This is a genomic window from Gottfriedia sp. NPDC057948 (assembly GCF_042887255.1).
Taxonomy (GTDB): domain Bacteria; phylum Bacillota; class Bacilli; order Bacillales; family Bacillaceae_G; genus Gottfriedia.
Genome location: NZ_JBHVPN010000007.1, coordinates 53,193 through 78,371, shown reverse-complemented (window position 1 = coordinate 78,371; position 25,179 = coordinate 53,193). Strand labels below are relative to the sequence as shown.

Here is a 25,179-nt window from a genome sequence, read left to right as displayed (position 1 = left end):
TATAGTACGTCTTATTATTATAAGAGTTCGCCTATTTTAGTTTAGTTCAGAAATAATGGCAACTTAATAATATAAAATGTGATAGATTTCACTAACGGTGTTATGAAAGAAAAATTGTACTACTAATTTAAGAAGCCAGCGTGCTCCGAAAATTAATCGAATTCACACTGGCCTTATAATTTTTTTACTTATTTAATTAACGTTTATTTAATTTACGATAAAACTATCAATATTTACTTGTGTAGCTGATTTACGAGAACCTGGAGCTGCTTTTCCAGTATAGGAAACAGTGATTGTATGTCTTCCGCTAGATAGACCTGTTTTAGTGTAAACAACCGATTTATATACAGATGAAGAAGCGTAAAGATTAACTTCAGAAGCTGATCCGCCGTCGATTTTAATACTTACGATTCCTTGTGCACTGTTTTTGGTTGCTACTAATTTAATAGATGTACCATTAAACACTAAATTTGCCAAAGTTCCTGAATTATTACCGATAATAAATGATCCACCTGAAGCACTACTATTTGAAGATGTAGACCAATTACCTACATATTCAATATTTGAGCTAGTATTCTCATAAGTACCTGCTGTTACTCCTTGTTTACTCGTTAATGTGTAAGAGCCTGAACCACTATAAGAATATGCATCTACATAATAAGTACCACTACTTGGAGCAGTATATACTATACTTTCAGTGGAAGAACCGGCCTTTTCAGAATGGGCAACCATATCTTGATTCATTTTTACTGTTGTTGCTTTAGTACCATATAGGTATAAATCAAAATCTGTTCCTGTAGCACCAGTTAAATTTAGAGTGATTTTTTCACCTTTTCTCAGCGTCACTCTAAATACATCATCTTTATCACTAGAGTTGTTTAAAGTTCCAGATATGGTTGAAGATAAGGGGACACCTGGAATATCATCGTCACCAATTACAGCATTTTTGGCATTTAATAGACCACCAGTTACAGTGATATTAGTGAGTGAACTTAATTTTTTTACAGTACTCAAAAGTTTTGATTTAATTGAAGTGGCACTAAAAGATGGATTTTGACTTGCTACAAGTGCTGCAGCACCAGTTACATGTGGAGTTGCCATAGATGTTCCTGATAAATATTCGTATTCCGTATAGCCTTCAGCATTCCAATCTTTTGGAAAAGTACTTAGTATATCTTCTCCTGGAGCGGCTAAGTCCACGCTTGTTTTACCATAGTTCGAGAACTCTGAAAGCTGGCCCTTATTATTAATTGAAGCTACAGATATAATATTTGATAAGTCAAAACTAGCAGGGTATAATCCTGAGTCTTCTGAATCATTATCTTCTGAATCATTTCCTGCGGCGCAAACAAATAATCCACCGTTTTTTTTCATTGAATCATATAATGTTTGGGAGTAACCGTATCCGCCCCAAGAATTATTGAAAATTTTAACACCTTTTGCTTTAGCATAATCAAAAGCAAGTATAGCATCGGAATATAATCCACCATAAACTCCAAGGAATTTAAGTGGCATAATTTTTACATTCGGGGCAACTCCGACTACACCTAGCTTATTATCAGATTTTGCTGCAATTGTACCTGCTACATGAGTGGCATGGACATCGTCTTTTAAATATCCATCATAAACAGTTTTATCATTGTTATAAAAATCCCATCCGTTTTTATCGTCTATATAACCATTTTTATCATTATCGATCCCATCATTTGCTACTTCCCCAGAATTTGACCAAATGTTAGAAGCTAAATCTGCTTGAGTCGTATCTAAGCCAGTATCAACTACGCCTACCACAAGTGAGGAGGATCCTTTTGTTTTAGCCCAAGCGCCTTCAGCACCTATATCCATTCCAGGTACACCGACTGAACCAAAAACAGATTGACCTGTATTTTTTAGTCCCCATAATTTAGTAAAATTTGTATCGTTTGTTAAAGTAGTAGCAACATAATCTGGTTCCGCATATTCAACATTAGTTTGACTGTTTAGCTTTGTAATTAAAGCGTTCATATCTTGTTTTTGTGTTAAATTTACAATATATGTATCCTTTGATAGTGAAGATACATTTTTAACTGGTAACAGAGTAGATTTTTGAATATTTGACATGGTAGTATTATTTTTTAGTTTGATAATTATTCTGTCAGGACTATAGTATGGTTTCTTACTTTGATTGATTTCTTTCATCAATGATTTCTGTTTTTCTTTACTAAGTTTACTAATCTCACTATTAGAAGGAAGCGGTAAGGCCTGTTTTAGACTATTCATAATACGACTTCGCTTTTCAGTTTGTGTTAATTCCTTAGCCTGCTGGTTTAAAGAAAGATTTTCTATGCTAGATATTTGTGACTTACGAGGTGAAGAGGCTTCTGTTATTTTACTTTGACCAAAACTAGATAAAATACCTGTAACTAAACCTGCAGCTAAAACTCCATTTAATATTTTCTTCATTGTATTCCTCCTTTTTTTTGGACTACATGATTAATATACTTTTTTGTTTTTTTGAATATTACAAAAATTATCTACACTATATTATTTTAGAATATTTTTGAAAGTGCTTTTGAACTGGAATTAACTAAAGTATGACTTTTAAACTAATAATTAGGAATGTACTGGTTTGGTCTTATAATTTATTGTTTTTTTATGAGAATTTTTTAAAATATAATTCCCATAAAATCCCAATAAATAGTTTTTTAATAGGTTAAATAGAAATAAAATGGTAGAAATTGAGGACATAAGTGGAGAATAATAGTGCAAAAGGCACCAATATAAAGATTAGGGTATTAACTTTATTAATGGATGAGAATGATCTATTATGCTGAAGCTGGTGGAAACAAATAGATCAGTGTAAAAAAAGAGGTCTAACGTTTTTCAAAAAGAAGGACAAATCGTATTAAGCACAAAAAAAGTAATCCTTCTATAGGATTACTTAAAATTTATGATATAGCTTTATCTAGTTTGTTTTTTTCAGATAATAATTCGTGGCGCTTTTCAATTTTTCTTTCAATCTTTTCTATTTCTTCTTTGTTTCGTAATAAAGATTGTTTATTCTCATTAACTAATTGATTAAACGTTTTTCGAAAAGGTTTTCTCATAACTGCCACTCCATTCGTGATAAATTTTTTGAATATTATTTTTATATTCAATAATATATTAACATAAAAAACATATAACAATCGGCTGAAATTTTACAAAATTGTGACAAAAGTAGCGAGTTGAATCGTTACTCATGGACTAGATAGATCGATACTCTTGACGTCACATTTAGCAGACAATCAATAATTTAACATATAAATATGAAAATAATATGAAAATATTATGAATAAATCTTTTCATAAACCTCTACTTCAATACCATCTGCATTCGTTTTATTTTCTATATATTTAAATCCCTGAGATTTCCAAAAAGATTTTGATTGTTCGTTATTAATTAACACACCTAATCGTAACCCGTGAATATTTCTTTTTATAAGTAGTTCTTCAAATAAAATAAATGCGTTTGTTCCAAATCCATATCCATGGTAATCATGATGGATCATTAAAAGACCTAGCCATGGAAAACTATCTTTAGGATTAAGCGCTAAAAAATCAATTAATCCTATATAGGTATCATCTAATTTAATAAAATAAGTTTCCGTTTGGTGTGAGGAAAAAAAGTATTCCTTCATTAGTTCTTCTTTTGTTCGTGTTAAACGACCATTCTCCATTAAATTGTAATGTTGATTTGAATTTGTAATTTCTTCTATTACTTCAATTAAGTCAGTTGTAATTCTTTCAAATGTTATCACTTTTTTAGTCCTTTCATTGGTATATCAACTATTTGTTTGGAAATAGTAAGTTTGAGCAAATAAATAGAAAATGCTAATTCTCATATGGTATACTTTCTTTAAAATTATAACAAATTATGTCAATCTACATATTTTACTTATGTAGATTGCGCAAATAGGAGGAAAAATAAATGGCAATTGTTAATGCAACAAACGCAACGTTTGCAGAAGAAACAAAAGAAGGTGTAGTATTAGTTGATTTTTGGGCAACTTGGTGTGGTCCTTGTAAAATGATTGCTCCTGTATTAGAAGAATTAGCTTCTGAATACGGAGAAAAAGTTAAAATTGTTAAAGTTGATGTTGATGAAAACCAAGAAACAGCAGCTAAATTTGAAGTTATGAGCATTCCATCATTATTCGTTCTTAAAGACGGAGAAGTAGTTGAAAAAACTTTAGGTTTCAAACCTAAAGAAGCTTTAGAAGAATTAATTACGCCACATATTGGTTAATTATAATTTGTAAGAAATGCACTCATAATATGAGTGCATTTCTTTTTTTTGCATTTTTAACTAAAAAAAAGCTGGCTAGAACAATATTAATAAAACCAATACCTTAAGCCAATGTAAATGTTTTCATTATAATTAGCAATATGATTAATGAGAGTAATGTTAAAAATTTCTAATGTAAATAAGATTGACTATTTTTCTGTCACGTTTTATATTTAATAAGCATTAATATTTAACATACATTAAATATTTATTTGGATTAATTTTTAAAGGAGGTTAACTTTCTTGGGTAACAAAAATGAGTACATTGAACGGATCCAGATTGCACTTCAAAGCACTATTCATAAAATGCAACCAAAAGTGACAGAAAGTATGAATAGTCATGGTGTAACAGCTACTCAATTTTTTGTTTTAATGTACTTACGAAAAAAAGAAAGCTGTAAAATATCTGAGATAGCAGAGATGATGGGTGTAAAACCAAGTGCTGTATCATTTATGATTGATCGACTTGAACATAATGACTTTGTATATAGAGAACATGATAAAAAGGACCGAAGAGTTGTAAATATTATGTTAACTGAGGAAGGGATTAAAAAATTAGAATCAGTGATAAAAGATCGAAAAGAAATTTTTGAAGGTTTCTTGTTTAACCTTTCTGACGAAGAGTTATTACAATTTGCAAAGATTACTGAAAAGCTTGCAAATGCTGCAGCAGATTTATAGAAATTTTTACAAAATATTTTTTTGTATTAGTAATTATAATAAGAAAAAAGATATGGGAGAGAAGGGAGAAATATATTTTGACTACAAATACAGTTGTTCAAAAAGAAGGCAATCGTAAACTATTGCTAATTGGTCTAATTATTGCAATGTTTTTCTCGGCTTTAGATGGCACGATAGTTGGTACTGCAATGCCTAAAATAGTTGGAGACCTTGGTGGTTTAAGTATGATGACTTGGCTTACAACAGCATACTTATTAACTTCAACTACAGTAGTGCCAATCGCAGGTAAATTAGCAGACTTATTAGGTCGTAGAAGTGTTTATATTGCTGGTTTAGTTATATTTATGGCAGCTTCAGCATTATGTGGTATTGCACATAACATGACTGAATTAATTATTTACCGTGGTATTCAAGGTATCGGTGGCGGTGTAATGATGCCGATGGCGATGATTGTAATCGGAGATTTATTTACAGGTAAAGAACGTGCGAAATTCCAAGGGGTTTTCGGTGGTATTTACGGTTTAGCTTCAGTAATCGGTCCACAAATCGGTGGTTGGATTGTTGACTCATTAAACTGGAAATGGGTATTTTACATTAACCTTCCAGTAGGTATTATCGCAACAATTTTTATTGCATTAGGTTTAAAAGGAAGAAAAAATACTGGTCCAATCAATTTCGATATCGCTGGTATGGTAACTATGATTGTCGGTGTTGTAAGTTTACTCCTTGCTTTAAGTTTAGGTGGAGTTAAATATGATTGGAATTCTTGGCAAATCATTAGTTTATTTGTATTAGCAGTAGTTGGAATCATTAGCTTCGTGATCGCAGAAAATAAAGCTAAAGAGCCAATACTACCAATGTATTTATTTAAAAATAGAACGTTCGTAACATTGAACTTAATTGGTTTCTTTATGACAATTGCGATGTTTGGTGCAATTATGTTCGTACCATTCTTCATGCAAGGAATTGTTGGAGTAAGTGCAACACAATCAGGGACAATTATGACGCCAATGATGATCACTATGATTATTGCAAGTATTATTGGTGGTCAGGTTGTATTTAAAGTAGGTATTAAACCACAGATTATTACGGGTATGTTCGTAATTGCATTAGGTTTATACTTATTAACAACTTTAGATATGAATTCAACTAAAACAATTGCAACAATCTTTATGGGAGTTATGGGTCTAGGGATTGGTTTAGTAATGCCGACAATTACTCTAGCTCTTCAAGAAGTATTTGATAAGAAGGAATTGGGGATTGTAACATCTTCTAGCCAATTCTTCCGTTCAATCGGTGGTACTTTTGGAGCAACTGTTTTAGGTGCTGTAATGAACAGTAAATCAGGAACACTTCTAAACAATGATTTAGTTCCATTCTTAAATAAATTACCAGCTCAAGCTGCACCATTAGTAGACAAATTTAAAGACATGATTAATACAACTCCTCAGTCTGTATTTACAATGTTATTTAATGCGGATGCTAAGAAGCTAATTCCTAAGCCAATTTTAGAAGGTATGTTACCGATCATTAAAACATCATTAATGGATTCATTACACCAAGTATTCTTTGTTGGTTTAGGATTCATCATAATTGGTGCAATCGTAACATTATTCCTAACACCAATTAAATTAACGAATAGAAAAGCTGGCGATAAAGAAGGTAATGAGCAAGAACAAGTTGAAGTGGAAACTGCGACTTCTTAATTTCCCAAGCCATAATAATAAAGGTGAAAACCATCCAGAATTATTTGGATGGTTTTTATTTGTAGTGTCACCTATTTGCTGTGTGTAGAAAAAAAGAGAGGTCCCATAAAAGATTTACTTTTCAGGGACACCCTCTTTGTTAGATAGCCACGGATCCTTTTTCTTTTCTTTTTTTCATTTTTCGTTTATTACTCCATAAAATCCAAGATAAAGCTAATCCTGTCCCGGTAAGGATGAAAAGTCCAATACCACTAATTAGACCAATTATGCCAGTATGTAAGCTTTTTACTGAAAATGCAGACTGCTCAGGTCTTTTTCCAAAATTTTGAAATGGGGTTTGAGTATTATCACCATTTTGTCCATTTTGAAGCGCTGTGTTTTGATCGCTATTTTGAGATTGTTGGTTATCATTAAACTGTCCACCCGATGGAAACTGACCTTGCATAGAAAATCTTCCTTTTTCTTCGCCACCTTTATTGAAATACAGGATAATTCCTGTAGTAGATTCGATTAGTAGGAAAACAGAAACAATCACACCTATCCAAAAATGAACTACTCTTACTTTTTTCATCAAAATTTCTCCTTTTCTTCTCTTGATGAAATTAAAGTTACAATAGAAAACTTAATTTTTACTTAATATCATTAAAGTATTTTCAGTTTTTAAATATGGAGATTATAATATTAAGTGTACAATTGCACGAAAGAGGTGAGAGGAAATGGACAATCACTTAAAAGAAAAATTAGCGCTACTACCTGATCAGCCTGGTTGTTATTTGATGAAAGATATTCAAGGGACGATCATTTACGTAGGAAAAGCTAAAGTGTTAAAAAATAGAGTTAGATCTTATTTCACGGGATCCCATGATGGTAAGACATATCGATTAGTTCAAGAGATAACTGATTTTGAATATATTGTTACTTCTTCAAATATGGAAGCCTTAATTCTTGAGATGAATTTAATTAAGAAATATGATCCGAAATATAACATCATGTTAAAGGATGATAAATCATACCCCTTTATTAAAATCACTGCTGAAAAACATCCTCGCTTATTAATTACGCGAAATGTAAAAAAAGATAGAGGGAAATATTTTGGACCATTCCCTAATGCTACAGCCGCTAGTGAAACAAAAAAATTATTAGATCGTTTATATCCGTTACGAAAATGTTCTTCATTACCAGATAAAGTTTGTTTATATTATCATATTGGTCAGTGTCTTGCGCCTTGTGTAAAAGAAGTAACTGATCAACAAAATCAGGAAATAGTTAATGAAATTGCCCGTTTTCTAAACGGTGGGGAAGACCAAATACGAAAAGAATTAGAGGCAAAAATGCTTGCTGCATCTGAACAATTAGATTTCGAGCGCGCGAAAGAGTATCGAGACCAAATTGTATCTATTGAAGCGACTATGGAAAAGCAGAAAATGATGAGTAGTGATTTAGTTGATCGAGATGTATTTGGATATGCGGTTGATAAGGGATGGATGTGTGTTCAAGTTTTCTTTGTTCGAAGAGGAAAATTAATTGAAAGAGATGTATCATATTTTCCAATTTACGATGAACCAGAAGAAGAATTTCTATCGTTTATTGGGCAATTTTATGAAAAACCACACAATATAAAACCAAAAGAAATTTTTGTACCAGATAAAGTTGATACGGAAATTTTAAAAGGTTTACTAAAAATTCCTGTATTCCAACCAAAAAGAGGCCAAAAAAAGGAACTCGTAGTATTAGCAAATAAAAATGCCAAAATTGGACTCGGTGAGAAATTTAAATTAATTGAGCGAGATGAAGAAAGAACAGTTAAAGCAATAGAAAAACTAGGGGATATTTTAAATATTGAAACTCCGTATCGAATTGAAGCATTCGATAATTCAAATATTCAAGGAACAAATCCTGTTTCAGCTATGGTTGTCTTTATAGACGGAAAACCTTCAAAAAAAGATTACCGCAAATATAAAATCAAAACTGTCGTAGGACCTGATGATTACGATTCAATGCGTGAGGTAGTTCGTAGAAGATATTCGAGAGCATTAAAAGAGAATTTACCTTTACCAAACTTAATAATTGTGGATGGTGGGAAAGGACATCTAGCTGCAGTTGAAGATGTACTCCAAAATGAGTTAGGCCTATACATCCCAACAGCTGGACTTGTTAAAGATGAAAAGCACCGCACTTCAGAGTTATTAATAGGACAGCCACCTCAAATTGTCCAACTTGGTAGACAAAGCCAAGAATTCTTTTTATTACAAAGAATTCAAGACGAGGTACACAGATTTGCGATTGAATTCTATCGTCAGCTTCATAGTAAATCAATGGTTCAATCTGCTTTAGATGGCATAGCAGGTGTTGGTGGAACAAGAAAGAAAGCTCTTCTTAAACATTTTGGATCAGTCAAAAAAATAAAAGAGGCATCAATCGATGAGTTAATAGCAGCTAAAATGCCAAAAAATGTTGCAGAAGAAATTTATCAGCATTTCCATAAAGAGTAACATAGTTGCCAAAATTTTTATCTTGACACTATTTTCAAAATAATTTATATTTTAGTTAAAATTAAATGATTTTCTCTCGTAATAGAGGTGCAAAACTTAAAAGTATGCTGTCATAGACGTGTGGCGTTGTGATGGACAGTTGAAAGGAAGTTTTGCCGAAATAAAATGAATCCACAATTCATTTTGTTGGGACTGCATTTAAGAAATGTAGTACTGTCGCATAATAATTATGCGGGGAGCTATTGAAGAGATGTTGATGAATTGTCTATTTTATTTTATTTGTAAATTAGGCGCGTGAACATTGCTTCACGCGCTTTTTTGTATTCTTTTTTAAGTAAAAAGTGAGGATGAGAAAAATGGGAATTATTGTTCAGAAATTCGGTGGTACTTCAGTAGGCTCAATTGAACGAATTCAGCATGTTGCTGAAACAGTAACCAAATCATATAAAGAAGGAAACCAAGTAGTTACAGTTGTTTCTGCAATGGGACATCATACAGACGAACTAGTTAGTTTAGCAGCTCAAATTAGTCCGCAAAACAGTAAACGTGAATTAGATATGTTACTTACTACAGGGGAACAAGTTTCGATTTCGTTACTAGCAATGGCGATTCAAGCTAAAGGTTTTAAAGCTATTTCACTAACTGGTTGGCAAGCTGGAATTCAAACTGAATCTGTCCATGGAAATGCGCGTATTGAAACAATTCATACAGATCGAATTCAACAATTACTTGATGAAGGGTATATTGTAATTGTTGCTGGTTTCCAAGGTTTAAGTGACAACAATGAAATTACGACATTAGGTCGTGGTGGTTCAGATACAACAGCTGTTGCATTGGCAGCTGCTTTAAATGCAGAACGTTGTGACATTTATACGGACGTATTAGGTGTTTATACTACGGATCCAAGAGTTGAACCAAATGCTTCTAAACTAAGCCATGTCTCTTATGATGAAATGCTAGAGCTTGCAGCTTTAGGAGCAGCGGTTTTACATCCAAGAGCAGTAGAATTCGCAAAAAATTATAATTTAATTATTCAAGTTCGTTCAAGTCAACATGATGAAATCGGTACATTTATTGGGGAGGAAACACAAATGGAACAACAATCAGTCGTAAGAGGAATCGCATTCGAATCTAATGTAACAAGGATGACTTTAAATGGTTTAAATAACCATGTAGATTTATTACCTAAAATCTTTACTTTATTAGCAAGTGAAGGTATTGATGTTGACATTATCATCCAAAGCGTAACATCAGATAACTTAGTAAATCTTTCATTCTCGATCAAATCTGAAAATATGATGGAAGCAATAGCGGTTCTAGAATCAAAGAAAGAATTTTTAGGTTACCGCTCATTTGATTTTGAAAGTGAACTTGCTAAAGTATCAATTGTAGGTAGTGGAATGGTTTCAAATCCAGGTGTTGCTGCAAAAATGTTTAAATTTTTAGCTGAAAGTGAAATCCCTGTAAAAATGGTAAGTACTTCTGAAATTAAAGTATCAACAGTTGTACCAAAATCAAAATTACAAGAAGCAGTTCACGCTCTTCATAAAGGATATGAATTAGATCGTATTAATGAAGAAGTAGTAGTGGAAAACTAAATAGTAAAATAAACCCTTTTAGGCGTTCAAATTCTTATATATAGGCTTTGAAATATTGATTTTATCAATATTCATCACGTTCAGATATACAGAGCCGTATAGTATAGTGATAGCGTTTAAAAGGGTTTTTTAATCGTTAAGCGAATAAATTATATAAAGATTCTGTAATTTTAAAATAAGTAAGGCGAACGGCTAAATGGTAAATAAAAGAAGGAGGTATTAATAATGGGGCATAGTATACTTGCCTACGGATATGGAGAAATTGTGCTACAGTTCGTTCTATTAATACTCGCCATTTTGTTTTTTGTTTCTATTTGTTTATTCTTGTTAAATTCTATTATTAAGGGAGTTAAAAGAAACAAGAATTTTGATGGAATTAGAAGGCAGGATCCAAGTAAGGAAAGGAAAGAGAAGGGGTAAGTTAAATAATAACTACCTGATCTTTTTCTTAAATTGAAGTAAAAATTTGGACTTAATGATTTATTGGTTAATACTAATTGTTGTATCTGTAATTGAACTTATATTTCAATATTTCAAGAAAAAATTATTCAAAAGAAAACACCACAATGGACCAAAGTTCTTGTGGTGTTTTTCGTGTTATCTTCTTGTAATTGGATCCTTTAAATCCCATTTTACTTGGAACTTTACTTTGTCGCCTCTTTTGCTTTGCTCTTCATACGTTTCAGCTATAACATCGATTTGCTGTTGAATTTGCATCGCTAGAAATCCAGCTTCTAGTTGGTAAGATACGTTCTTTTTTTGTTGATTTCTGTATGTAATTAATTCAGAAGATAGTGTTAAATGAACTTCTTGCTTCTTTTCTTCTTCAACAGTAAGAGTACCCCAACCAGCTTGATCAAAAAATTCTATAATTTCTTCAAAGGTTGCTAAAGGATATTTCCTGGCAATCATTTTACCCGCCCAATATAAAATATCATTTTGCTCTTTTCCTAATAAATCATTCAATAAATCGTTACGTATTAGCTCATAGCCAAAACCAGAAATATTTCCCGGAATATTTAAATTTTCAATGCCGTTCGTCATGGTCGGATAACTCTCCCTTTCCTAAAAAAACATGTTTTTATTATATACAATATTTAATAGTAAAAACAATAATTCGACAACAGTAGATTACAAGGATTACCAATCTAAATGAGAAGTTTTTTCAGTAAAGAAAAATGTACGCGTTTTCTTGACCTCCTATATTATCAGGAGTAAAATGGGTTGTAGATAAATGTCATAAAAATTTCGACTTTTTATGCGTATTGCTTATTTATTCTATTTTTTTAGAATAATAGAGGAATTAAATTTTTCATGTGCACAAACTAAAGGGGGCAGGGGTTTACATGAGCAACAAGAATGGAAGGGAGTTTTTCTTTAGAAAACTTCATTCATTGCTAGGAGTTATTCCGGTTGGGATCTTTTTAACACAGCACTTAGTTGTCAATCATTTTGCGACAAATGGAGCAACATCGTTCAACAAAGCTGCTGAATTTATGGCGAATTTACCATTCCGCTATTTTTTAGAAGTTTTTGTCATTTTCTTACCAATTTTATACCATGCAATTTACGGACTATACATTGCGTTCACTGGAACAAGCAATGTTAAAAATTATGGATACTTACGTAACTGGTTATATTTATTCCAACGTATTTCTGGTGTAGTTACTTTAATTTTTATTACTTGGCACGTATGGCAAACACGTATCGCTGCTCAACTAGGAGCAACGGTTGATTATAATATGATGGCTGATATTTTTACTTCAAAATTTATGTTAGTTTTCTATATAGTAGGTGTAATTTCAACAATTTTCCACTTTGCTAATGGATTATGGTCATTCTTCGTATCTTGGGGAATTACAGTAACACCTAGATCACAACGTATTTCAACATATGTTACATTAGGTATATTCGTAGTATTATCATTCGTTGGATTAACTGCTATCTTTGCATTCATTGATCCACAACTAGCGAATTTGTAAGGAGAGAGAGTCATGAGTGGGAAAATAATTATCGTCGGTGGCGGATTAGCTGGTCTTATGGCAACAATTAAAGCCGCTGAAGCTGGCACAAAAGTAGATTTATTCTCATTAGTTCCCGTAAAACGATCACATTCAGTATGTGCTCAAGGTGGAATTAATGGTGCGGTTAATACAAAAGGTGAAGGTGACTCTCCTTGGGAGCACTTTGATGATACAATTTATGGTGGGGATTTCTTAGCAAACCAACCACCTGTAAAGGCAATGGCAGAAGCAGCACCAGGCATCATTCATATGATGGACCGTATGGGTGTAATGTTCAACCGTACGCCTGAAGGACTATTAGACTTCCGTCGTTTCGGTGGAACGCAACATCACCGTACAGCATTTGCTGGTGCTACGACTGGGCAACAATTATTATATGCATTAGATGAGCAAGTTCGTCGTTACGAATCTGAAGGACTTGTTCAAAAGTATGAAGGCTGGGAATTTTTAAGAGTTATTGTTGATGATGAAGGCGTATGTCGTGGAATCGTTGGACAAAACTTAACATCAATGGAAATCGTAAGTTTCCCTGCGGATGCTGTAGTAATGGCATCTGGTGGCCCTGGTATTATCTTTGGTAAAACGACAAATTCAATTATTAACACTGGTTCAGCTGCTGCAGCTGTATATCGTCAAGGTGCAGTTTATTCAAATGGTGAATTTATTCAAATCCATCCAACTGCAATCCCTGGGGATGATAAAAACCGCTTAATGAGTGAAAGTGCTCGTGGTGAAGGTGGACGAGTTTGGACGTATAAAGATGGTAAACCATGGTATTTCTTAGAAGAGAAATATCCTGCATATGGAAATCTTGTACCAAGGGATATTGCTACACGTGAGATTTTCTCTGTATGTGTTGACCACAAGCTTGGTATCAATGGTGAAAACATGGTTTATTTAGATCTTTCACATAAAGATCCACATGAACTTGATGTAAAACTTGGTGGAATCATCGAGATTTATGAGAAATTCACAGGTGATGATCCGAAAAAAGTTCCAATGAAGATCTTCCCAGCAGTTCACTACTCAATGGGTGGATTATGGGTTGACTATGACCAAATGACTACAATTCCTGGTTTATTTGCTGCAGGTGAGTGTGATTACTCAATGCACGGAGCTAACCGTTTAGGAGCTAACTCATTACTTTCTGCAATTTATGGTGGAATGGTTGCTGGACCAAATGCTGTAAGATACGTAAATGGTTTAGCTAAATCTTCAGATGATGTTTCAACTTCTGTATTTGAATCAAATGCTAATGAAGAAAAAGAAAAATTGAATCGCATTTATAAAATGGACGGTAAAGAAAATGCATACCTTCTTCATAAAGAGCTTGGAGAATGGATGACAGACAACGTTACTGTAGTTCGATTCAATGATCGCTTATTAAAAACTGATGAAAAAATTCAAGAGCTTTATGAGCGCTATCAAAACATTAACATTAATGATACAGCTAAATGGAGTAACCAAGGTGCTTCATTTACTCGTCAACTTGAAAACATGCTTCACTTATCACGTGTTATCACATTAGGTGCATATAACCGTAATGAAAGCCGTGGAGCTCACTATAAACCTGAATTCCCAGAACGTAATGATGAGGAATTCTTAAAAACTACAATGGCTAAATTTGATGAGAAATCAAATTCACCATTATTCCATTACGAAGATGTTGATACATCATTAATTCAACCAAGAAAACGTGACTATTCTAAGAAGAAGGAGGACAAAGCAAATGCATAATGGAACAATGACTGCTGAAAAGACAATTACTGTAATTGTTAAACGTCAAGATTCACCAAATACTGCGCCATATGAAGAAACATTTACTGTCCCTTATCGTCCGAATATGAACGTAATCTCGGCGTTAATGGAAATTCGTAAAAATCCAGTTAATTCAAATGGAAAAGAAACGACTGCAATTTCTTGGGATATGAACTGTCTTGAAGAAGTTTGTGGAGCATGTTCTATGGTTATCAATGGTAAACCAAGACAATCATGTTCTGCGCTTATTGACAAATTGGAACAACCAATTCGTCTTGAGCCAATGAGCACATTCCCAGTAGTACGTGACTTACAAGTTGATCGTAGCCGCATGTTCGATTCTTTAAAACGCGTTAAAGCATGGATTCCAATTGATGGAACGCATGACTTAGGTCCTGGACCAAGAATGCCAGAAAGAAAACGTCAATGGGCTTATGAATTATCAAAATGTATGACTTGTGGTGTATGTTTAGAAGCTTGTCCAAACGTTAATAGTAAATCTAACTTTATTGGGCCTGCACCGCTTTCACAAGTACGTTTATTTAATGCTCATCCAACTGGAGAAATGAATAAGGAAGAACGTCTACATGCAATTATGGGAGACGGTGGATTATCAAACTGTGGTAACTCACAAAACTGTGTACAATCTTGTCCAAAAGGTATTCCTTTAACAACTTCAATTGCAGCATTAAACCGTGCAACTACAATCCAATCTTTCAAAGACTTCTTTGGAAGCGACGAAATTTAATAATTATAAAAGCATGTTCCTTAGGGGACATGCTTTTTTTACATTTTTAAATAAATATCTTCTAATAAACTCCACTTTTAAATCATATCAATAGTAAAGGCAGCAAAGGGATGTGCGGTGTCTTACCCCTTTCGATCGGAGGTTGACTTGAATGCAACAGTTTGAAGTGACATTTGAGACGAAATGCTATGAAAAAGATTGGGAAATACTTTTAAAGACAGACCGGATCGAAAAAATGATTGAGTTTAATCAATTTCAATTTAAAGAAAAAATTTTATATATTAATAACGTACAAGATGTAAGTGAAGTCAGTCGTCATGCAGACAAACTTGTCGCAAGGGATGTTTTATCGTCATATGTAATAGTTGATGATTATTCAAAGGAAGCCCTCAATTATTTTGAGGTTACGAAGGAAAGCTTCAAAGGTGGTTATTACTATTCAATCTCAGAACTTGTTAGTATTTATCTTTGCAATACAGAGTTTTTACTTCATTTTTCAAGTGATTCTATTTTAGAAAAGCCTTTTAATTGGATTGATTTATCAATATTAAAACTTCAAGAGGATGAAAGATTCAAAGTAGCAAATCCAGTATGGAATGGAAATATTTTTGAGGCAAAACAAGAATCATTTGAAGAAGATGAAAACTTTTATATTGGTTATGGATTTTCAGATCAATGCTACTTAATCAGGACAAATGATTTTAAAAATAAGATATATAATGAAAAAAATCCTTTATCTGAAAGATACCCAATATATGGGGGAGAACTTTTTGAAAAACGTGTAGATGCTTGGATGCGAAATAATCATTTCAAAAGAATTACATTCAAACATGGGAATTATATTCATCAAAATTATTGAATGTTAAGGATGTTTTTTAATAACAAAACAGGGTTAGGTTAAAGAAAGGGAGAGTGGTAGATAGAAAAGTTAGTAGAGAAGATATTAAACAATTTCGATGGGGAAAATGAATTATGTATCTAATATACAGGAGTGGCAATCTGAGTTTTCATTTAAGATTACTATTAAAGTTCGATTTAGTGAAACGGACATGTTTGGACATATGAATAATACAGTTCCATTCGTTTATTTTGAAGAAGCACGAATTGAGTATTTAAAAAATTTAGGGCTTATGCAAGAATGGACGGCAAATCATAGTGAATTTATTCCAGTTGTTGCTGATTTACAATGTGATTACTTGCGACAAGTATTTTTCAATGAAATCATCGATGTGTACGTAAAAATTGCAAAAGTAGGAAATTCATCAATCGATTTACACTATATGGGGATTAATCCTCAAAATGAAATTTGCTTTACTGGACGAAATTCCTTAGTAAATATAAATCGTCATACAGGGCGTAGTGAACAATGGAAAAATGAATGGAAAGAAAAATTATTAAATGAAATAAAGAATTCGATAGTTAGTGTTTAAAACAAGTAATGTTGTCGCATACTGAATAAAGATTGAATAGAATAATAAAACAATTAAATTTATCTTAAGATGAGTACTTGAAGAATTCAATGACATTCTATATAATACTTTTATACGAATAAGGAAAAGCAAAGATCAAGGACACGAGCGTTCAAGACGATAGTAAGAGAGGAATTCATTTGGTGCGAGAATTCTCTATACGTTGAATGACTTACCACCTTGTAGCTATAGTGGGGAACGTAATTTTTTTACAAGTAACTACTATCGGTGTAGACCGTTAAAACGTTGAGATTTTGTATACTTATTTTTGTGTACATTAAATTAGGGTGGAACCACGAGCACATTCGTCCCTACGAGTGTGCTCTTTTTTTATTGTCAAAATTAATTTGAAAAAGGAGTGAACTTAAATGATTTCAATTAAATTACCAGATGGATCAATTCGCGAGGTGGAACAAAATACAACAGTTGAAGATTTCGCGGGTTCAATCTCCATTAGCTTAAAGAAAAAAGCGCTTGGTGGAAAAATTAATGGTAAATTAGTGGATTTAAATACACCTATTACTGAAGAGTGTGAAGTTCAAATAATTACTCAAGATGATCAAGATGGATTAGAGATGATGCGTCATAGTTCAGCGCATATTTTAGCTCAAGCAGTAAAACGTCTTTATAAAGGCGAAAAAGCTGCATTTGGGGTTGGACCTGTAACTGCTGACGGTTTCTATTATGATATTGATCTTCCTGTTTCAATTAAAGTAGAAGACCTACCTAAAATTGAAAAAGAAATGGAAAAAATTATTAAAGAAAACTTACCGATTACTCGTTCAGAAGTTAGTCGTGAAGAGGCAATAAAATTCTTCACTGAATTAGACGATGAGTTTAAACTAGAATTAATCCGTGATTTACCAGAAGATGCAGTTATTTCAATGTATACTCAAGGTGAATTCGTTGACCTTTGCCGTGGACCACATGTTCCTACAACTGGCCGTGTAAAAGCGATTAAATTATTATCAGTTGCTGGAGCTTATTGGAGAGGCGATGCGAATAATAAAATGCTTCAACGTGTTTATGGTACTGCTTTCCCAAGTAAGAAGGAATTAGAAGAGCATTTATTCTTATTAGAAGAAGCTAAAAAACGTGATCACCGTAAATTAGGTAAAGAACTTGAATTATTCATGTTCTCTGAAGAAGCACCTGGTATGCCATTCTTCTTACCAAAAGGTACTATTATCCGTAATGAATTAGAACAATATGAGCGCGGATTACAAACTTCAAAAGATTACAAAGAAGTTCGTACACCATTCATTATGAATCAAAGATTATGGGAGCAATCAGGTCACTGGCATCACTACCATGAAAACATGTACTTTACTGAGGTTGATGAAACAAAATTCGCATTAAAACCGATGAACTGCCCTGGTCATATGTTAGTTTATAAAAATAAGTTACATTCATACCGTGATCTACCGGTTCGTATGTGCGAAAATGGTCAAGTTCACCGTCATGAATATTCTGGTGCCTTAAATGGTATGATGCGTGTTCGTACTTTTACTCAAGATGATGCACATATCTTCTGTCGTCCAGACCAAATTGAAGGCGAAATTATTGAAGTAATTAACTTAATTAAAGAAATTTACGGCGTATTCGGATTCACTTATAAAGTAGAATTATCAACTCGCCCAGAAGATTCAATGGGTTCAGAAGAGTTATGGAACTCAGCAGAGCAGGCTTTAGAAAATGTTCTAAAATCTGAGAACTTAGACTTTAAATTAAACCCAGGCGATGGCGCATTCTATGGTCCTAAAATCGATTTCCATATTCAAGATGCATTAAAACGTAGCTGGCAATGTGCTACAATTCAATTAGATTTCCAAATGCCTGAGAAATTTGATTTAACTTATGTTAATGAAGATAACCAAAAAGAACGCCCAGTTGTTATCCATCGTGCAATTTATGGTTCAATTGACCGTTTCTTAGGAATCTTAACTGAACATTTTGCTGGAGCATTCCCATTATGGTTAGCACCAGTTCAAGTAGCTGTATTACCAATTTCAAGTGTTCACAATGAATATGCACAAAAACTTGCTGATCAATTAAAAGCTGCAGGAATTCGTGTTGAAGCTGATTTACGTGGCGAAAAAATTGGATATAAAATCCGTGAAGCACAACTTCAAAAATTACCATATATGTTAGTAGTAGGTGATCAAGAGGTTGAAAATAATACTGTAGCTATTCGTAAACGTGGCGAAGGTGACATTGGTACTCAACCATTCGAGAGCTTCTTAGAAATGATTAAACAACAAAAATCAGAAAAAGTTCTATTTTAATTTTAAAAATCCTCTATTTTATAATAGAGGATTTTTTTTTGACAGATTTAATTAACGACTTGTTTTCCAGTAGAACTGATTGTCTTTATTTTCTGGGAAATATGACGAAATTTGCAAAAAAACATACATCATAAATATTTTTTTATATAGGATTAATCCAGGAAGTAGCGAACTTATATGAAGGATGTCTTTTCAGTTATTTAGTCTTAATAAAATACATAGTTATGATAAGAGGTGATGCAGTTGGATAATCAGAATCAAGATCTTAAAAAAAAGGTAGAAAAGCTTGAAGAAGAAGTCATAGAAATGAAGAAACAAATTGAATTTCTCTTAATCACGAAAGAAACTTCAAACGAGATTAAACAAATAACTCAAACTAAAGTAAATAATCCTAAACCACCAAAAACAGTTAGCAGACAGGTTAAAGTAACAGTTGAAAATGAAAAGGTTGACTATGAAGCACTTATTTTCCAAAAGTGGTTACCTAGATTTTTTATATTTATTTTCATTCTTGGCGTAATGTGGGGATTTAAAGCGGCATCAGATTATGGGGTATTAAATAAGTATGCAAAAATAGGTATTGGATTTGTTATAGCGATTGCTTTATTCTGGTACGGTAATCGTCAAATGAAAGCTAAACGATCTACACTTGGCCAATCATTAATTGGTGGCGTGTTACCGGTATTATTTTTAACTACGTTTGCTATGCATCATTTATATCACATGGTTGGGTCAACGATTGCATTTATCCTTTTGATTATTTGGGTATGTATTGGTTTTTATTCGATGAATAGATACAAATCAGAAGTAATTGGATTAATAAGTATAATAGGAGCCGTTTTTGTACCATTTCTAGTTAAAAGTGATTCGCCAAACTATTTATTTTTCTCTATCTATGAAACAGTGATTTACTTATGCTTTATGTTTTATGCAACATTTAAGAAATATAAATTCATCTATCTTTCGTCTGTAATATTATTGCATTTATCTTATTTAATTGTTGCTTTAGTTAATTTTAATACAAATGGAATTGAATATTTCGCACTAAGTATTCTCGTTCAACATATTAGTTTGCTAGCTATATTGATAAAATCTAAGTTTGCTATTAAAAAGCAAGTAATAATTCTTCACACCAGTTTTATTTTAACAATCGGTTGGATCTTTAGTGCATTTGAAGATCTGAATCGAACAATGATTTTAATCTTTTTATGTGTAGGATATTTATTCCTGACTTTTTATTATAAAAAGAAATCGGATTTTTTCTTTGGATTTTCGACAAATTTTATATTAGCCATTTCATTCCTTTGTTTGGATAGTGTTTCAGAAAACTTATTATGTACAGTATTAATAATTCAAGCAGTATCAACTTATTTATTTTATTTAAGATATCGAGATCTACTAAAATTAATTTTAGCTGCTCTTACATTTATTCCTGTGGGGATATCCATTTTATCAGTTGGAATAGATTCTTTTTGGTCTTTTGAAACAATGAATTGGCTTATGTTAATTCTAGCTCTAATTACGATTGCAATTTTGGCTTATAAAAATGAAGATGAAAAGCAATTTATCTTATTAAGTAGTTCTTTATTAATTACGGTTATATTAATTGCTTTTATAACACAAATTGTTCAAATACTCGCAGTAGATCAATCCGACAATATGATTCGATTATTAATTAATATAAGTTGGATCTTGCTTTCAATATTAGCCATGATACTTGGTAACATTAAGAAGTTTAAAGTTTGGACATATACGGGGATAGGTTTATTATTATTGACGCTAGGAAAACTTGTATTAATAGATTTACCAAATATTACATTGATGGTAAGAGCCGGTTTATTTATACTGCTTGGACTGATTGGATTAGTCATTTCTAGAATATTTTTTAAGGGAAGCAGTAGTCAAAAAAACTATAAAATTTAGTATACAGGAGTCAGGTAATGATAATCACTGAAACTAAAAATTTACTATTAATGACTTTTACAGCAGAAGCGATGCTTTCTGTTTTAAGTGGAAATAAAGAGTTAGAATTTGAAAATCAATTTTATAGTTTCGCTCAAGGGTGGCCAATTCTCGTATATAAAAATCTTTTCCCTTATAAAATCTCTCGTTTTCAAACGCATCCTACTGAAGAAAAATATGAAGGAATTATTATTCATAAAAAAGATCGAGTAATTATTGGGGACATGGGATTTAAAGGTGGTCCTGATGAAACTGGGATTATGGAGATAGGTTATAGTATTGCACCTAGTTACCAAGGTAAAGGGTATGCAACTGAAATGGCTAGGGCTATTTGTGATTGGGGATTAAAGCAAAATCATGTTACAAGAATATCTGCTATTTGTTCCATTTATAATCATGCCTCTATTAGAGTTTTAGAGAAAATTGGCATGATAAAAGTAAAAGAAGAAATTGAAAAGTATTATTGGATGTTAGATAAAAAATAAATTTGTGATTCGCATTGATTAGAATGACTAATTTTTCTAGAAGAAGGTGGGCTTATTCTTACAACAAGAAATGCATCTATCATCTTTATGGTCATAACTAAACGTGATTTTGGTCGATTCTTTTTGTACGATCTTATGATAAGTGGCTTAGTATATGGCACTCTAAAAAAATACTACTCAAGTGACCTAATCGCAATTTTTGGTAGCTTTACAATACCGACGGTTTTAAAAAGAGTAGCTGTATTATTAGAGCGGAAATAAAAAAAGATACACTTAATTGGGCATTCTTTCGCGTTGTTGTAAAAACAATCTTGTCAATAAATGATCAAATCATTCATTAAAAAAGTTTACGGTAAAAATCTAATTTAATATCCTTTTCTTAGAGTAACATAAAAGCTTAGTAATGAATTTGTAGTTCAATTAAGATCGGAACTTTAACTTATATACTAATCACATAAATTTGTTTTTCTATAAATTGCTCTTTAATATATGTAACTTTTCGAAAATCAACAATTACTAGTGCTTGTTGATTTTATAAAACTCCTCAAATTTATTAACTACTTTTAATATCATTAAATGATCAGCCATAATGTTCACTTAATAATTATTTTCACTGACCGTTTTATATGTCAACACACAAAAAGGATACTCTTAATTGAGCATCCTTTTTGTGTGTAGACAAAGTTCTAAAATTTGATTTTCAGACTGATTGAAAACGCTTGTCTTTCGAGGCGCGAAGGCAGGTGAGGAGCGGAGTTACCTTTGACGGTAATGAGCACCGCAGACAGACGAAGCAACGAAGAAAGCGAGCGTTTGTCAACAGTCTGAAGGATGCTCTTAATTGAGCATCCTTTCTAAATATTAACCTTGATGTACAGGGCTTTTAGGTTCAGTGTCTAAATTCATTGATGGTCCGAAGAATTCATAATGAATTTGTGTATCTTTAATTCCTAATTCTTTTAAGCTTGTTATAATCGCTTTTAAAAATGGTACTGGTCCACATACGTAATAATCTGCATTGTCTGATTTAACATTGTTATTTAACCATTCTGCATCAATATAACCTTGCTTTTTAAAGTTATTATTTTGAAGATCTTCCTCAGATGGATTTTCATAAACAAATGATAAATTGTAATTTGTTAATTGCTCTTTTAATTGGTTTAGTTCATTTTCAAATGCTTGTAATCTACCGTTCCTTGAAGCGCTTATAAAGCTGACTTGACGATTTGGTTGATTGCTTGTAATTGACTTAGCCATACTGATTAATGGTGTAATTCCAACACCACCACTTAAGAAAACAACATCTGAATCAATTTCAGTATTTAAAGTAAATTCACCTGCTGGAGCAGTAATTTCTAATGTATCACCAACATTTACTTGATTGTGCAGGTAGTTTGAGAATTTACCTAGTGGTTGGTTTTCTTCAGCTTCTCTTTTTACTGAAATTCTAAAGTGATTTTTACCTGGTGCATCAGATAAGCTATATTGTCTGTTTGATAAATATTTTTCACCAGGAATTTGAGAACGAACAGTAATATATTGACCAGCTAAGAAAGTAGGAACTGAAGAACCATCTTTAGGAACTAAGTAGAATGAAGTAATTACATCGCTTTCTTCAACTTTTTCGATGATTTTAAACTCTTTAAATTCAGACCAACCGCCTTCTTGAGAAGATGCTTCCTCATACATTTCTTTTTCGATATCGATAAATACTTGTGCAATAACTCCATATGCTTCCGCCCAAGCACCTAGTATTTCATCAGTTGCAGCATCACCAAGTACTTCTTTAATTGCCCTTAATAAATGTTGCCCTACGATTGGATAGTGCTCTGCTTTAACTTGAAGACTGCGGTGTTTTTGCGCAATTTGTTTTACAACAGGAATAATTGTTGCTAGTTTATCAATGTTTTGTGCAGCAGCTAAAACAGTATTTGCAAGAGCAGTTTGTTGTCTACCTTGTTGTTGATTTGTATGATTAAATACATTTAATAGTTCAGGATGATTAGTAAATAAATTTTTATAGAATACTTTAGTGATTTCTGTACCCTTTACTTCTAAGACTGGAACTGTTGACTTAATAATATCAATTGTTTTTTGAGAAAGCATGAAAAATCCCCCTAATCACGTTTTAAAGTAGTATTGTGAATACATCTTTATCTTAGACCTAGAATTTATTTAAAGCAATATATAAAATACATCTTTTATGTATTTTTTCGCAAAAATGCATAAAAGTTTAAAAAAAGTTCACAATTATGCTATGATTAATCTTAAATAAAACAGTGAGGACAAGTTATGCGTTTAACAACTTATTCGGATTACTCTCTTCGTGTACTAATATTTCTAAGCTCTGAGCCACGTGAAAAATTAGTTAATATTAAGGACATCGCTGAAGCTTATGATATTTCAAAAAATCATTTAATGAAAATAATTTATAATTTAGGAAAGATGGGTTACATCGAAACGATCCGTGGCAGAAACGGTGGAATCCGTTTAGCTAAATTACCATCAGAAATAAATATCGGTGAAATAATTCGTAAAACTGAAGAAGACTTTAATATTGTAGAATGTTTTGAACACGGTAACACTTGTGTTATTACACCTGTTTGTTCTTTAAAACATATATTTAATAATGCATTAGAACAATTTTTACATGTATTAGATCAATATACTTTAGATGATATTGTAAAGAACAATGCGATGCTTAAAGATTATTTTTCAAGTAATACAAAAGAATAAATATTATGAAATAGAAGAGCGTTCGTAATTTAAAAACACAAAAACCAACAAAGGCTTACTTTGTTGGTTTTTTTCATTTAAAGTGGTCTATTGACCTTTATAGTTTAATATACTTTACGTTTTCCATCGGTTCTTGGAATAAGGATGAAGCTATTTTACTAAAAATGGTTGGATCTCCAGTTGTAAAAAATTCATGTGAAGTAATTTCAGAGTTAGATAATATATTTTGTTGATCCAGAATTGCACTTACTTCTAAAGCTGTTTCATCACCAGAGCTGATCAGTTGGATTGATGGTCCCATCACTTTTTGGATGATTGGACCAAGTAATGGATAATGCGTGCAACCTAGAATTAGGGTATCAATATTTGAATCAATAAGCGGTGCAAGAGTGTGTTTAACAATCTCAAATATTTCAGGTTTATTGTAGTCCCCATTTTCAACAATTCCAGCAAACTCTGGGCATGCCAAGCCTTCAATTATAACTTTGTCATTAATCCGCTTTAGTGCGGAATGATATGCTTTACTATTAATAGTAGCATTCGTCCCAATGACACCGATTTGGTCATTTTGTGTTAATTTTATTGCTGCTCTAGCACCTGGGCGGACAACTCCAATGACTGGTATTTGAAGTTTTTCCCGCATCTCATTTAAGACGACTGAAGTTGCTGTATTACAGGCGATGACTAACATTTTTATATCTTTCTCCAATAGAAAATTAGTCATTTCCCAAGTGAATTCTCTGATTTCCGTATATGGTCGTGATCCGTATGGACATCTTGCAGTATCGCCTAAGTATAAAATGTCCTCTTTAGGTAATTGTCTTATAATTTGTTTGGCAACTGTTAAGCCCCCAACACCTGAGTCAATGACTCCGATTGGTTTATTCAAAAAATCCCCTCATTTTACTTAATAATTTGTTGATGTAGTAT

22 protein-coding genes and 1 riboswitch are annotated in these 25,179 nt (G+C 32.4%); of the genes, 15 read left to right on the top strand and 7 right to left on the bottom strand.

Annotated elements, in window-relative coordinates:
• Window positions 1-207: 207 nt before the first annotated feature.
• From ACFVRR_RS12980 to ACFVRR_RS12970, 3 genes are all read right to left on the bottom strand, one after another.
• Window positions 208-2,442 carry a S8 family serine peptidase gene (locus ACFVRR_RS12980; RefSeq protein WP_387328992.1) on the bottom strand — a complete coding sequence of 745 codons (2,235 nt, stop codon included), beginning with the start codon at window positions 2,440-2,442 and terminating at the stop codon, window positions 208-210.
• Between the two features lie 485 nt (window positions 2,443-2,927).
• The gene (locus ACFVRR_RS12975) at window positions 2,928-3,086 is read right to left on the bottom strand and encodes an FbpB family small basic protein (RefSeq protein WP_387328989.1); all 159 of its coding nucleotides are present in this window, start codon (window positions 3,084-3,086) and stop codon (window positions 2,928-2,930) included.
• Between the two features lie 221 nt (window positions 3,087-3,307).
• On the bottom strand, window positions 3,308-3,778 hold the full coding sequence (locus ACFVRR_RS12970; protein WP_387328986.1) for a GNAT family N-acetyltransferase: 471 nt from the start codon (window positions 3,776-3,778) through the stop codon (window positions 3,308-3,310).
• Between the two features lie 170 nt (window positions 3,779-3,948).
• Here ACFVRR_RS12970 and trxA point away from each other — a divergent pair, with 170 nt between their 5' ends.
• From trxA to ACFVRR_RS12955, 3 genes are all read left to right on the top strand, one after another.
• Entirely contained in the window at window positions 3,949-4,266 is a 318-nt protein-coding gene (trxA, locus tag ACFVRR_RS12965; RefSeq protein ID WP_056472391.1) for a thioredoxin, read from the top strand.
• Window positions 4,267-4,548: 282 nt separating this feature from the next.
• Window positions 4,549-4,986 carry a MarR family winged helix-turn-helix transcriptional regulator gene (locus ACFVRR_RS12960; protein WP_097978381.1) on the top strand — a complete coding sequence of 146 codons (438 nt, stop codon included), beginning with the start codon at window positions 4,549-4,551 and terminating at the stop codon, window positions 4,984-4,986.
• A gap of 77 nt (window positions 4,987-5,063) precedes the next feature.
• On the top strand, window positions 5,064-6,692 hold the full coding sequence (locus tag ACFVRR_RS12955; protein WP_387328981.1) for an MDR family MFS transporter: 1,629 nt from the start codon (window positions 5,064-5,066) through the stop codon (window positions 6,690-6,692).
• A gap of 139 nt (window positions 6,693-6,831) precedes the next feature.
• Here ACFVRR_RS12955 and ACFVRR_RS12950 read toward each other — a convergent pair whose 3' ends face one another.
• Complete coding sequence (locus ACFVRR_RS12950; protein ID WP_387328978.1) at window positions 6,832-7,263, bottom strand: hypothetical protein; 432 nt, start codon at window positions 7,261-7,263, stop codon at window positions 6,832-6,834.
• 145 nt (window positions 7,264-7,408) lie between these two features.
• Here ACFVRR_RS12950 and uvrC point away from each other — a divergent pair, with 145 nt between their 5' ends.
• The 3 genes from uvrC to ACFVRR_RS12935 all read left to right on the top strand — a co-directional run bounded on the left by uvrC (window position 7,409) and on the right by ACFVRR_RS12935 (window position 11,202).
• The gene (gene uvrC / locus ACFVRR_RS12945) at window positions 7,409-9,184 is read left to right on the top strand and encodes an excinuclease ABC subunit UvrC (RefSeq protein WP_387328976.1); all 1,776 of its coding nucleotides are present in this window, start codon (window positions 7,409-7,411) and stop codon (window positions 9,182-9,184) included.
• Window positions 9,185-9,258: 74 nt separating this feature from the next.
• Window positions 9,259-9,434, top strand: a riboswitch (Lysine riboswitch).
• Window positions 9,435-9,540: 106 nt separating this feature from the next.
• Window positions 9,541-10,782: an aspartate kinase gene (locus tag ACFVRR_RS12940; RefSeq protein WP_387328973.1), complete on the top strand. Its 1,242-nt coding sequence runs from the start codon at window positions 9,541-9,543 to the stop codon at window positions 10,780-10,782.
• A 225-nt stretch (window positions 10,783-11,007) separates the two neighbouring features.
• Window positions 11,008-11,202: a hypothetical protein gene (locus ACFVRR_RS12935; RefSeq protein ID WP_387328971.1), complete on the top strand. Its 195-nt coding sequence runs from the start codon at window positions 11,008-11,010 to the stop codon at window positions 11,200-11,202.
• Window positions 11,203-11,379: 177 nt separating this feature from the next.
• Here the strand turns inward: ACFVRR_RS12935 and ACFVRR_RS12930 are convergent, their stop codons facing one another.
• Entirely contained in the window at window positions 11,380-11,826 is a 447-nt protein-coding gene (locus tag ACFVRR_RS12930; protein ID WP_097978386.1) for a YslB family protein, read from the bottom strand.
• 302 nt (window positions 11,827-12,128) lie between these two features.
• On the opposite strand from ACFVRR_RS12930, the gene ACFVRR_RS12925 reads away from it, so the two are divergent.
• The 8 genes from ACFVRR_RS12925 to ACFVRR_RS12890 all read left to right on the top strand — a co-directional run bounded on the left by ACFVRR_RS12925 (window position 12,129) and on the right by ACFVRR_RS12890 (window position 21,513).
• Window positions 12,129-12,764 (top strand): succinate dehydrogenase cytochrome b558 subunit, encoded by a 636-nt coding sequence (locus ACFVRR_RS12925; RefSeq protein WP_097978387.1) that lies wholly within the window; start codon window positions 12,129-12,131, stop codon window positions 12,762-12,764.
• A gap of 12 nt (window positions 12,765-12,776) precedes the next feature.
• Entirely contained in the window at window positions 12,777-14,543 is a 1,767-nt protein-coding gene (gene sdhA / locus ACFVRR_RS12920) for a succinate dehydrogenase flavoprotein subunit (RefSeq protein WP_387328966.1), read from the top strand.
• A gap of 7 nt (window positions 14,544-14,550) precedes the next feature.
• Window positions 14,551-15,312 (top strand): succinate dehydrogenase iron-sulfur subunit, encoded by a 762-nt coding sequence (gene sdhB, locus ACFVRR_RS12915; protein ID WP_056473098.1) that lies wholly within the window; start codon window positions 14,551-14,553, stop codon window positions 15,310-15,312.
• Window positions 15,313-15,463: 151 nt separating this feature from the next.
• The gene (locus ACFVRR_RS12910) at window positions 15,464-16,171 is read left to right on the top strand and encodes a hypothetical protein (protein WP_387328963.1); all 708 of its coding nucleotides are present in this window, start codon (window positions 15,464-15,466) and stop codon (window positions 16,169-16,171) included.
• Window positions 16,172-16,268: 97 nt separating this feature from the next.
• Complete coding sequence (locus ACFVRR_RS12905; protein WP_387328960.1) at window positions 16,269-16,742, top strand: acyl-CoA thioesterase; 474 nt, start codon at window positions 16,269-16,271, stop codon at window positions 16,740-16,742.
• 407 nt (window positions 16,743-17,149) lie between these two features.
• Window positions 17,150-19,066: a threonine--tRNA ligase gene (thrS, locus tag ACFVRR_RS12900; RefSeq protein ID WP_387328956.1), complete on the top strand. Its 1,917-nt coding sequence runs from the start codon at window positions 17,150-17,152 to the stop codon at window positions 19,064-19,066.
• Window positions 19,067-19,309: 243 nt separating this feature from the next.
• Window positions 19,310-20,989 (top strand): DUF2339 domain-containing protein, encoded by a 1,680-nt coding sequence (locus ACFVRR_RS12895; RefSeq protein ID WP_387328953.1) that lies wholly within the window; start codon window positions 19,310-19,312, stop codon window positions 20,987-20,989.
• A gap of 17 nt (window positions 20,990-21,006) precedes the next feature.
• Window positions 21,007-21,513: a GNAT family N-acetyltransferase gene (locus tag ACFVRR_RS12890; RefSeq protein WP_387328950.1), complete on the top strand. Its 507-nt coding sequence runs from the start codon at window positions 21,007-21,009 to the stop codon at window positions 21,511-21,513.
• A gap of 861 nt (window positions 21,514-22,374) precedes the next feature.
• Here ACFVRR_RS12890 and hmpA read toward each other — a convergent pair.
• Window positions 22,375-23,619, bottom strand: a complete 1,245-nt coding sequence (gene hmpA, locus ACFVRR_RS12885; RefSeq protein ID WP_387328947.1) for an NO-inducible flavohemoprotein — start codon at window positions 23,617-23,619, stop codon at window positions 22,375-22,377.
• Between the two features lie 186 nt (window positions 23,620-23,805).
• On the opposite strand from hmpA, the gene ACFVRR_RS12880 reads away from it, so the two are divergent.
• Window positions 23,806-24,249 carry an RrF2 family transcriptional regulator gene (locus tag ACFVRR_RS12880; protein ID WP_097978395.1) on the top strand — a complete coding sequence of 148 codons (444 nt, stop codon included), beginning with the start codon at window positions 23,806-23,808 and terminating at the stop codon, window positions 24,247-24,249.
• A 97-nt stretch (window positions 24,250-24,346) separates the two neighbouring features.
• On the opposite strand, the gene racE is transcribed toward ACFVRR_RS12880, so the two are convergent.
• Window positions 24,347-25,138: a glutamate racemase gene (gene racE / locus ACFVRR_RS12875; RefSeq protein WP_387328944.1), complete on the bottom strand. Its 792-nt coding sequence runs from the start codon at window positions 25,136-25,138 to the stop codon at window positions 24,347-24,349.
• Between the last annotated feature and the right edge of the window lie 41 nt (window positions 25,139-25,179).

Excerpts from the sequence above, each read along its gene's own strand:
- hmpA (WP_387328947.1), bottom strand. The coding sequence starts at position 23,619 with ATGCTTTCTCAAAAAACAATTGATATTATTAAGTCAACAGTTCCAGTC.
- ACFVRR_RS12910 (WP_387328963.1), top strand. The coding sequence starts at position 15,464 with ATGCAACAGTTTGAAGTGACATTTGAGACGAAATGCTATGAAAAAGAT.
- ACFVRR_RS12975 (WP_387328989.1), bottom strand. The coding sequence starts at position 3,086 with ATGAGAAAACCTTTTCGAAAAACGTTTAATCAATTAGTTAATGAGAAT.
- thrS (WP_387328956.1), top strand. The coding sequence starts at position 17,150 with ATGATTTCAATTAAATTACCAGATGGATCAATTCGCGAGGTGGAACAA.
- uvrC (WP_387328976.1), top strand. The coding sequence starts at position 7,409 with ATGGACAATCACTTAAAAGAAAAATTAGCGCTACTACCTGATCAGCCT.
- ACFVRR_RS12905 (WP_387328960.1), top strand. The coding sequence starts at position 16,269 with ATGGGGAAAATGAATTATGTATCTAATATACAGGAGTGGCAATCTGAG.
- trxA (WP_056472391.1), top strand. The coding sequence starts at position 3,949 with ATGGCAATTGTTAATGCAACAAACGCAACGTTTGCAGAAGAAACAAAA.
- sdhA (WP_387328966.1), top strand. The coding sequence starts at position 12,777 with ATGAGTGGGAAAATAATTATCGTCGGTGGCGGATTAGCTGGTCTTATG.
- ACFVRR_RS12880 (WP_097978395.1), top strand. The coding sequence starts at position 23,806 with ATGCGTTTAACAACTTATTCGGATTACTCTCTTCGTGTACTAATATTT.
- ACFVRR_RS12890 (WP_387328950.1), top strand. The coding sequence starts at position 21,007 with ATGATAATCACTGAAACTAAAAATTTACTATTAATGACTTTTACAGCA.
- ACFVRR_RS12980 (WP_387328992.1), bottom strand. The coding sequence starts at position 2,442 with ATGAAGAAAATATTAAATGGAGTTTTAGCTGCAGGTTTAGTTACAGGT.
- ACFVRR_RS12950 (WP_387328978.1), bottom strand. The coding sequence starts at position 7,263 with ATGAAAAAAGTAAGAGTAGTTCATTTTTGGATAGGTGTGATTGTTTCT.
- sdhB (WP_056473098.1), top strand. The coding sequence starts at position 14,551 with ATGACTGCTGAAAAGACAATTACTGTAATTGTTAAACGTCAAGATTCA.
- ACFVRR_RS12940 (WP_387328973.1), top strand. The coding sequence starts at position 9,541 with ATGGGAATTATTGTTCAGAAATTCGGTGGTACTTCAGTAGGCTCAATT.
- ACFVRR_RS12935 (WP_387328971.1), top strand. The coding sequence starts at position 11,008 with ATGGGGCATAGTATACTTGCCTACGGATATGGAGAAATTGTGCTACAG.
- ACFVRR_RS12925 (WP_097978387.1), top strand. The coding sequence starts at position 12,129 with ATGAGCAACAAGAATGGAAGGGAGTTTTTCTTTAGAAAACTTCATTCA.
- ACFVRR_RS12930 (WP_097978386.1), bottom strand. The coding sequence starts at position 11,826 with ATGACGAACGGCATTGAAAATTTAAATATTCCGGGAAATATTTCTGGT.